At 33.9% G+C, this 9,895-nt stretch carries 12 protein-coding genes; 2 read left to right on the forward strand and 10 right to left on the reverse strand.

Annotated features, from left to right (window positions below; genetic code table 11):
- The first annotated feature begins 140 nt into the window (after positions 1-140).
- Positions 141-578: a hypothetical protein gene (locus F3D3_RS22730; protein ID WP_069876331.1), complete on the forward strand. Its 438-nt coding sequence runs from the start codon at positions 141-143 to the stop codon at positions 576-578.
- Positions 579-661: 83 nt separating this feature from the next.
- Here the strand turns inward: F3D3_RS22730 and F3D3_RS22735 are convergent, their stop codons facing one another.
- Positions 662-1,105 (reverse strand): helix-turn-helix domain-containing protein, encoded by a 444-nt coding sequence (locus tag F3D3_RS22735; protein ID WP_069876757.1) that lies wholly within the window; start codon positions 1,103-1,105, stop codon positions 662-664.
- 67 nt (positions 1,106-1,172) lie between these two features.
- On the reverse strand, positions 1,173-1,502 hold the full coding sequence (locus F3D3_RS22740) for a hypothetical protein (RefSeq protein WP_069876758.1): 330 nt from the start codon (positions 1,500-1,502) through the stop codon (positions 1,173-1,175).
- Between the two features lie 216 nt (positions 1,503-1,718).
- Between F3D3_RS22740 and istB (F3D3_RS22745) the strand changes: the two genes are divergently transcribed.
- Positions 1,719-2,456: an IS21-like element helper ATPase IstB gene (gene istB / locus F3D3_RS22745; RefSeq protein WP_069876760.1), complete on the forward strand. Its 738-nt coding sequence runs from the start codon at positions 1,719-1,721 to the stop codon at positions 2,454-2,456.
- Positions 2,457-2,659: 203 nt separating this feature from the next.
- Here istB (F3D3_RS22745) and F3D3_RS22750 read toward each other — a convergent pair whose 3' ends face one another.
- From F3D3_RS22750 to istB (F3D3_RS22785), 8 genes are all read right to left on the reverse strand, one after another.
- Positions 2,660-3,436: an AAC(3) family N-acetyltransferase gene (locus F3D3_RS22750; RefSeq protein ID WP_069876763.1), complete on the reverse strand. Its 777-nt coding sequence runs from the start codon at positions 3,434-3,436 to the stop codon at positions 2,660-2,662.
- Positions 3,433-3,672: an acyl carrier protein gene (locus tag F3D3_RS22755; protein ID WP_069876765.1), complete on the reverse strand. Its 240-nt coding sequence runs from the start codon at positions 3,670-3,672 to the stop codon at positions 3,433-3,435. Before F3D3_RS22755 ends, F3D3_RS22750 begins: the two co-directional genes overlap by 4 nt.
- Before the next feature lie 4 nt (positions 3,673-3,676).
- Complete coding sequence (locus F3D3_RS22760; RefSeq protein WP_069876768.1) at positions 3,677-4,330, reverse strand: cyclase family protein; 654 nt, start codon at positions 4,328-4,330, stop codon at positions 3,677-3,679.
- On the reverse strand, positions 4,327-4,959 hold the full coding sequence (locus F3D3_RS22765) for a VOC family protein (protein ID WP_069876770.1): 633 nt from the start codon (positions 4,957-4,959) through the stop codon (positions 4,327-4,329). Before F3D3_RS22765 ends, F3D3_RS22760 begins: the two co-directional genes overlap by 4 nt.
- Complete coding sequence (locus F3D3_RS22770) at positions 4,943-6,397, reverse strand: class I adenylate-forming enzyme family protein (protein WP_069876773.1); 1,455 nt, start codon at positions 6,395-6,397, stop codon at positions 4,943-4,945. Before F3D3_RS22770 ends, F3D3_RS22765 begins: the two co-directional genes overlap by 17 nt.
- Positions 6,375-7,436 carry a 4-hydroxy-2-oxovalerate aldolase gene (locus F3D3_RS22775; protein ID WP_069876776.1) on the reverse strand — a complete coding sequence of 354 codons (1,062 nt, stop codon included), beginning with the start codon at positions 7,434-7,436 and terminating at the stop codon, positions 6,375-6,377. The genes F3D3_RS22770 and F3D3_RS22775 overlap by 23 nt, the downstream gene beginning before the upstream one ends.
- A 710-nt stretch (positions 7,437-8,146) precedes the next feature.
- Positions 8,147-9,214, reverse strand: a complete 1,068-nt coding sequence (locus F3D3_RS22780) for a DUF4910 domain-containing protein (protein ID WP_242877192.1) — start codon at positions 9,212-9,214, stop codon at positions 8,147-8,149.
- A gap of 32 nt (positions 9,215-9,246) precedes the next feature.
- On the reverse strand, positions 9,247-9,895 hold a 649-nt coding region (istB, locus tag F3D3_RS22785), incomplete at its 5' end, for an IS21-like element helper ATPase IstB (RefSeq protein ID WP_207645410.1).

A 9,895-nucleotide genomic window follows, 5' to 3' on the forward strand; every position in this document is an offset into this window, starting at 1 on the left:
TATGAACAAGAGATTATCGAGAATCTTACAAAATTAACGCCACAAGACCAGGAAGTCTATCTTGCAAAGCTACATGGTGCAAACATAACGTCAGATACTGCAACTGATGAGATCCCTCTTTAAACGAAAGGAAGCAAGCCATGAGTAAAATAAAAGACGCTGAATTGATCAGCATAGCCCAGAAGTATAATGATGAAGGTCGTATGGCTGCTTATGAACTTATTAGTGACCACGGCATTAAATATCCGTTAGCTATCATAAAAAGAATAAAGAATCATCCGAAATTTGTATATGATAAAGACACGGATAGCTTTATGTACCAAGAAAAATCCAACAAAGACAATGTTTTTTTGAGCATGGAAGAACTCTGTTCCCCTGTATCCATAGAACCTGAGTATCACCAGAAAAACCAAATGCTAGGTAATCGTACTGAAGCGATGGAAAAGCTTATTCAAGAGCTATTGGGAGACCGATTGCTTGAGTTAAGCAAGTATATCATACTTGAACCATCATCAAAGACAATGATTATTGACCAGACCTCTTTAAAAAGTGCAGGTTATCAAATCATTACCCAGTAACAAGTGGGTCAATTCACAGTGTGAATATTAGAATTTATAAAGAAACCTGATCCACCTATTAATAATTCAAGGGTGGGTCAGATTTAAGTGAAAAAGTGGGTCAATTCTACTTGACAATCAACAACTAGATTTGTATTATTTGTTATGTCAAAATCTCCATCTTCATTTCGATCAAAGATTTTCCCCTTACAACGATGCACCTGAGAACTCTCAGGTACATTAATGTACAGGATCGTCTTCCCATCTATTTCAACATCTTCAACTGCCAAATAAAAAGCAGGATTGAGCATTTGTGGATTATTAAGTGATGTAACGAAATCTTTCTTCAGCTGATCCACAGCATCTTTATCGATTCCTACAATATCACCGTTATCCTTCACCCCAAGGAATAGATGCCCACCATGACGATTCAAAAATGCGCATACCGAATCATACACATCCTTATTTAACTTCTTTTTACTCTCTTTGAATTCTACAGTGATGCTTTCACCACTACTGATTATTTTCTTCAAACTTTCTATCTTCACTTGCAACACCTCGTTTACGCCAAAGCATGGCGCCATAATTTAGTTTATCCATCCAATCAAATTATAATCACGCTTTTGAGAATTGAGATATCAATCCAAAAATATAAGCGGTATTTCTTGATTGCTCTCTTACTTCCTGACGTAGGTGAGTTTCTCCATTCTTCCAACGTTCATAGTATCCAGCTACATTGAGAAAATCATCTTTAGTGATTCTTCTGGCTCCACTTAGTCGAACAGATGGTTTCTTATCAGATGTATTATCAACGTACAAATGTGATTCTTTTGTATGAACATTAAACCACAGTGGTGTTCTATTATTCTGAGGAACTGTCGGTACATCAAAAGAAGCTTCAGTTGCTGTGAAAAGAATCTGATGCCATAGCTTTTCAAAATCCATTACTCAACACCTTAGCCGATAAGTATTCAGTTATCAGACTTGAAGCCGCTTGCTCTAGGGCGTTATATTATACGCCTCATCCTAGCTATAAGAGTGTCAAATCAATTCTTACAACAGGACAGGATAAGTTAACCAATGAAACTCCAAAACACGTTATAGAAGAAACTGACGCCTTTGGATTTACCCGTGGCGCAGACTATTATGGAGGTAAAAAACATGACAAATGAATCTACAATGAATAAATTAATCGAAATGAGATTTACAGCAATGGCTGATGCCTTGCGTATTCAACTTAGTGACAACGCTTTGAATCACATGTCATTTGAAGAAAGACTTGGATTATTAGTTGATATTGAATACACAAGTAGAAAAAACAATAAATTTCACCGATTGATAAGACTTGCAAAATTTGATCAACCACATGCTTCAATTTCGGATGTTAATTACACTTCAAATAGAATGCTCAATAAAGCTCAAATTCAAAAGCTGTCTACCTGTGAGTATATCTACGATACACATAATATCATTATTATGGGTGCCACAGGTGCTGGAAAATCATATTTAGCTTGCGCTCTTGGTATGGAAGCTTGCAAGAGGTTTTATTCTGTAAAATATATTAGGCTTCCAGAACTACTCGCTGAACTTGCCATTGCAAGAGGTGAAGGCAATTACAAGAAGATCTTCAATCAGTATAAAAAAGCTCAACTATTAATTCTTGATGAATGGATGCTTGTATCACTAACTGAAAATGAAGCACGTGATGTTCTTGAAATTGTTCATGCGCGTCATAAAAAAACATCTACAATTTTTTGTTCACAGTTTTCTCCAGCAGGTTGGCATAAAAAGATTGGTGAAGCTACTTTAGCTGATGCTATACTCGATAGAATTGTTCATGATTCTTACAATATAGAAATCCATAATAAAATAGGAAAAGATGATCACTCTATGCGTTAGGAATATGGGCTTAAACAGAATCAATAATCAAATTGATCTCACCACCGGAACCTCTGGTTCCATTTTCCGGATTGGGTGGTCAACACCCACCGGAATAGGTGGTCTATTTGAAAAGAATATTCATAAAGTGCAAAATAAAGGTTTGTCCTTCAACACCTGCAATCATAGACTAATTCAGGATATATTATTTTTTTTGCAAACCGCTAAGAAACTTCCCCTACTCTTAAAAAATATGGATCAATCTCAATTTGATTTTTAACAACATCATACGTTTGCTTAGCTGAGATAGTTACAACTTCACCTTTGCCAAGCTTAACTTGCTTTGCATAACCATTCTCTATAACATACTCATGGAACTTCTCAAAAGATGTTTTATTTTCTGTAATCTCAAGATCATACACATAATGATAAAATATTTCATCTTCAACTTTTCCATCTTTCATAATTTTACATTTAAACCCTTTATCAAATCGATAATCTACATTTAATGACTTCTCAACAAAATGAATAAAAGTGGATGCTGAATCAAAATTGAAATTACAAAACAAACCATCTTTCTCCATGAATTTTGACCAAAAAGATTTAGCCCCAAATGAATAGTTATCTACTTCCGCTATAAAATATTCTGCATCTTTCCCAACCGCCACAACAGAAAAGTTAGGGTCTTCCGATCTTAATGCATTGGGTAAATTTCGAACATATTCTGATAATATTCCCATCTTGCTTTTAGTTATTCTTTTATCAAATATCTCCTGATTAAATCCAGAATACGTGAATGAAGGTAATATAAATGTCCCATTTTTACCTATAATATCCATTAATGTTTGATAAATGATCCGACAATATTCATTCTTTGAATTTACACCTTGCAAGGGGCCAAAAAAACCAATATTACTATGCGAAAAGACTATATCCCCTTTCTTGATACCACTTTCCTTAAATGCTATAAAAATATCATCTACAGTCATGCCTTGTTTCATTGGTATTTCTCCTCTAAAATCTGTGTAAGACCTCTTACAGTCGAAAATTTTCTGTCTTGAAATTCATCACTTGAAAATTCGATATTAAAATTTTCTTCAATATCAGAAATAAGATTCATAAAATCAAAAGAATCTATCCATTCTAAATTGAAATAATTATCGTTTTCATTTTTAATAATTTCCTCAACATTTACATCCAGCTTATCTGCAAACCATTTATATATATAATTATCCATTTCATCACTCTTCTTTCATAAGCACTACTCTTGACGGTGATCCATCACAGTCTTTAAGTTTCATAGGCAACGCAATAATATTCCAGCCATCATATTCATCCACTTTACTCAAATCAAGATATTCTATTAAAACGATTTCATTTCTCAGCAATAACTTATGAATGCAACTATCCTGGTCTGATAACAACTTTATGCTACTGTCATCTGGCGATGGCGTATCAAGTCCAACCAATTTAACCTTATTTTGAATCATATATTCCACTGCCTCTGCACTAAAAAACGGATAATTTGAATAATAGTCACCATTATACCACTTATCACTCCAACCAAATTTGAATATTACTCTATCACTCAAATTTAGGTTTTCTAGCATCTGTTTTGTAACCTTTATATTAGATTCTAGATCAGAAAAATCAAATATGCTAACTGGACCAATTAAAGTCTCAAGATTTAATCTATCCACTGAATTACCATTCTCAATAAAATGAAGTGGTGAATCCATATGAGTCCCTGCATGTGATCCTATTATAATTTTTGACGTATTTCTTCCGACGGTCTCTATACGCCCGAGAGGTTCAACAGATGTATCAATATGCCAACTTGCATCAAATTTCCTCATTCCATTTTGAATTGGAAATGTTAAATCAACAATTTTCATTTGGGGTTCCTCCTAATTTCAATTAACTCTACAATTTCGCCACTTGGACTACAAACAAATGCCATTTCCATCAGTTGTCCATTTACAACTAATTCGGATTTTTCTGAAACCGGATAGCCTTTGCCTCTTAATTTTTTTACCTCTTTTTCAATACTACTTGTTATAAAAGCAATGCAACAAAATCCTTCAGAGTCTAAATAAGATCGTTTACTACACTCATCTTTTTTTATTTCTAAAGTTAGCATTGAGTTATCAATAATACTTTTGTAACATAAAATCAATCTAGTTTCAGAGCCTTCTATTAATTTAAATCCAAAACAATTCCAAAATAAGCTTGCAGTTTCAAGATCATCTACACTGTATTTTAAGACTCTAAAGTCCCTTGATGCCGTATAATAGTGTCCCTCTCCAATAAAATCATATTCTGTGATTTCAATACTTATACAATCTTCTTTTTTGAGAAAAATGATCCCATGATCACTTTGATTAAACTCTAGCAAATCCATTTTACAAGTAGTATTAGGCAGTGTTTTTTCATGAAAAACAAGATTATAGCCCTCTGGATTTAAAGCTTTTAACCCTTTGTTTTTTAGATGTGTAAATGTGATATGATCAATTTTTAATATCATTTAACTTCTCCAAGATATTTTTTCGATCGAGTTTCCCATTGGAGTTAACTGGGATTTTGTCTATCGTTTTAATTTCATCGATTTTGAACTCATTTCCTAATTCCTGCTCAAGCAATTTATTCAAGGTTCTTAATGACGTATCAAGTTTATTCCCCTCAACAACCATTAATATTTTTTCTCCTAAAATTCGATCAGGAGCGCCAATAATAACATAATTTGACCCAATACTTTTTTTCAAAATGTGTTCAATGACAAATGGATTTATATTTAGTCCCCCTCTGATGATAAGGTCCTTTATACGTCCAGTAATATGAAGCATCTGTTTGTTGACAATCCCTATATCTCCTGATTTATAGTAATTTCCTTCTAAGTTATTTTCAATGTTATTATTAAGATACCCAATACATCTCCACTTTACTTTTAATCCAACTTCACTTCCTTCAAGTATTTTTACATCTACACCTTCAAGAATCTTTCCAACAGATGAATAATTTTTAAACTTTGGCGCATTCGTTGAAATAAAAAGTGTCTCCGATAACCCATATGAATTGTATAGAGGAAGTGAAAAAATATTTTCAAAATTTTTCCACGATTCTTCCGTTAATGGCGCTGTTGCAACAATTCCCAACACCTTTTTATCTACACAATATTTCGAAATTTCTTCACTTTTATTTTTAAACATTTTTGTGATGATTTCAAGCATTGTTGGATTAAACCAAATGACGTCCACATCATTTGAAATAACATTATCCCAAAAACTAAAAACTGTATTGATTCCAAATCTCTCACCAATTACACATTTTCCGCCCAAAAAAAGTGGTAAAACAAATGAATTCAATACCCCAGCCATATAACACATAGGAAATGTATGAATAAATATATTATGATGATCAAATTCCATTTGCTTAGAAAAAGAAATGGCAGATTGTGCTAAATTGTCAAATGTATGCAACACCGCTTTTGGAACATCTGTTGTTCCAGAAGTAAATGTCACCAATTCTGAAAGATGAATTAAAGATGTTTCAATATCCAAATTGAAATATTGAGAATTTCGACTCAATTCTTCCTTAATCCATTTATTAATATCTTCGGATGTAAAATGAAGACTATCTACTCCAACAATATCACAAAATATAACTGGATTGTTAGATATTGCTAACATTTTATGAAACTCATTCTTCCCTTTCAGTGGTTCGATTAATATTAATCTTCTTCCCAACATAAAAGCCGCAAAATATAGAACTAGAGTTGTGTAGTTATTATTTAGAGCACTTACAATATCAAGGCTCTTTTCATAGCTATTTTGTATTTTCTCAATCACTTTCTTAACATCACATAAAAAAACTGAATACGAGATAGACTGTTTTCTCTCAACATCATAAAATAGACTATCATCACAATGAGAAACAAATATGCTATTTAGATGACTTCTGAACACCTTGTTCACCTCCATAATATGATTTGAAATCAAATATTTTTAAGTCCTTTTTGCTCTCAGTAAGATTACTCGCAATCTGTCTCAAGCGTTCCAAGTCCATATTAACTTTATCAATTTCACTATATTTCATAATCAACTCCAATGGATTTACATTTGTTTCACTACATATATCATGTATAAAAGGCATGTAACTTGTATGAAAATCACTGTACCCCGAGATTATATCCAATGCACGGTATCCATTTATCTTAATAAAAGATCGAACATATTCTGCTCCTATTTCCAACAACTTAAACATATCATATTTTCTTACATCATATTTTTTCATAAGGAGGGCTATCAGGAGCTCAGTTGGAGCATTACCCGAACTTCTTCCTAATCCCTGTAAACTTGTATCAATAAATTCAAAGCCTAATTCGTACGCGTATATCGAGTTTGCAATAGCCATTCCCAAATTATTATGACCATGAAACCCTAAAGGAATACTCGTTTTTTTTCTGACTTCATTATAATACTTCTCAATATCACTTGGAATCATCCCACCAGAGGAATCAACTAAATAGACTAAATCAGCGCCATATGACTCACTTTCCAAAACCTTCATGGCAAATTGTTCAGCATCTAAAGCATAAGATTTCATGAAATTGGCCGATACAAACATATTCTTTTTTTTCGCTAATTTAATGAATGGCTCTGAAGACTTGATTTTTGTAACATCAGTTCCAATTCTAACAAAGTCCATTTCATAATCAGCTGCCATCCTTAGCGCATCTAACTCAGCAATTCCGGGAATACAGAATGCGCCAAATTTAGCTCCATCAATATTTTTTTTTGTTTCGCTTATATATTCTTCATCAGTATGTAGCGATTTACCATACCCTTTTTCACTCGCACCAAGTCCAACCCCGTGACCGATTTCGATATATCCTATCCCAGCTTTTTTTAATCCTGTAACAATCTTTACTACATCGGAAATTGAAAATTGAAAAAAATTGGAGTAACTTCCATCCCGTAATGTTGTATCTAGAATTATACTCAATTAAAACCTCCAATTAAAATTACTTTAATTCTTTAGTAGGTCAAGGATGCTTACGCATCCAAGCCCCTAATCAGAACCGCACGTGCGCTATTAACGCATACGGCTCTTCACTTTGCTACAAAGTGTCCGCCCCTTCCCTCCATCTGCTTTCACAGGTTTCTACGGTACTATGAGCGAATCGGACTTCCTGCCATACTTTTGAATTCCTATCGCATTTCTTTGGTTTGGTTTCCATACCTTATTGCTAAGGATATGACAGGACCTCAGCTGTTCCGATAAACTACTTATCATCAACCTCGCCAAGCTCTCAGACTGGGGGTAGTTCCTCAACTCTCACCCTATCGAGTTAAGCAATATTGTCTGCTACGAGTATAAACGCATCGACCTAATCCAACTAAATAATAATTTCCCAGCTCAATCACTTCGCTTTCGTTTCGGCTCTGTTGCTCCCTGTCCTACGCTTAAACCTGATGTTACCACTTCGGCTCCAAGGACTCGGTACAAGGCGGTTGGTTAGACCTTACCTCGACGGGTTTCCCGCTATATTTTATCAGCTTACTAAAGCGTGCAGAATCTTTCATTCCGCTCGCTAGAGGAAATCAGCTACGCTGATTTCACAGCTCACACCATACATTAATTATATCACATCAACAAAATTCAACAAATAAAACCCTTCGAGTAGCTCTCTTTTATTTAATGGCATGCTAGTTTCAAATTTTTTTTAACAATCCGTTTTCAAGCATTCGTTCTGCTATTTTTAAAGTTTCTTCACTACTCAAATTAATAATTTTTGAAATTTCTTCAATTGAATTCGAACCATCTGCATATACAAGCACATTGATTATATTGATTACACTATAAGCAGAACCTCTCATACTTAAAGCTGGATATAAGCCTCTTTTTCCAAGTTGAGGTTCACAACAAACTGTATTTACAAGATTATCTTTCTTCATCGCTCTGAAAACTGTTTTATTATAGGGTACTCTATCTATAGTCTGATCAACTTCTAAAAGTATTTCTTTAACCATTTCAAAACTCTCTAAGAGTGATTTTGCGGACAATAATGACAAATTATCTGCAGATGTATGATACTCTGGATATGTACCAAATTTAGATCTTGTGATGGTAACCATCCCTAAATCAACACCAGGATAATTATATTGTCTTTCATCACTACCTCTTTCAAGATAACTATATTTGTTATATTTTTCAAGTTTTGAAAAAACATGTTCTACTACTTCATCGGAAAAAGAATCCCCATACCTAGACGCAACATATGAAAACTCTCCACTATCACCAATAGTCGTTAGGACAAATCCCGCAATGACATTTTCTCTAAGTTCGGTAATATTTTGTGATATATAATTAATTGAACCTATTGTCTCTGGAATAAAAAGAAGCCTATAAGTATAATTTAACTCTTTTTGTTCTAGTAACCATTGAGCCAGTGCTGTCATAATTACAGGACCCGATAATTCATTATTTGCCATTGATGGGTGACAAATATAGGTAGACAACAAAACTTCCTTAGTTGATCTTCCTTTGATAATAAGTTCACCATAATTCAGAACTCCCGCTTCTAATGTTGAATCAATTTTCACATGATATCTATCTTCACTTAGATTTACTTTCGAATTATGTTGAATACAAAATCCCCAATCTTCTTTATAGTAAGACGTCACATATGGAATTACCTCTGGTTGTTCCGGTATTGATATAAGTTTATCCATTAGCTCACCATGGTGTATTTGGCAATAGTTTTTTGACGAAAATGGCAAAATAATTTGAACAGTACAATCCGATAGTCTTATTATTTTAATAGAGCTTCTTGTTTCCGTCTGCTTGGACCATCAAAGAATAGTAAATGAGAGTGATGTATCACCCGATCAATGATCGCTGCAGTAAGTTTTTCATCGAATAGAAAGTTTTTCCAGTGACTAAACTCTATATTCGTCGTTATGATAATGCTTTTTCGTTCGTAACACATACTCACCACTTCAAACAGCAGTCTAGCACCTTCTTGATGCAGTGGTAGATAGCCCCACTCATCTAGCACGAGTAAATGAGCCTTTTCAAGTTTTTTCATTAACCTTCCATGCGTTCCATTTTCTCGTGCTTCAACCAAGCGATTCACTAAATCGTGGACAGTAAAGAAATACACCAACTTTTGGTGCTGAATAGCTTTAATACCAAGTGCTACACCTAAATGCGATTTTCCCGCACCTATGTTCCCATATAAAATGAGATTTTGTTGGTTTTCTAAAAAATCGAGTTCAGTAAGACTTTCAAGAGTAAGTTTTTCTGGAAAAATAACCCTAGAAAAATCATAACTTTCAAGTGTCTTTTTACCAGGAAAACCAGCTTGCTTCATGTTTCTGTCGATGATATTCACTTGCCGCTCTTCTAGTAATTTCAGAAGAAAATCGTGAATGAACTGATCCTTTGACTCGTATGGGATT

Source organism: Fusibacter sp. 3D3, from assembly GCF_001748365.1.
In the GTDB taxonomy this organism is placed as follows: Bacteria; Bacillota; Clostridia; order Peptostreptococcales; family Acidaminobacteraceae; genus Fusibacter_A.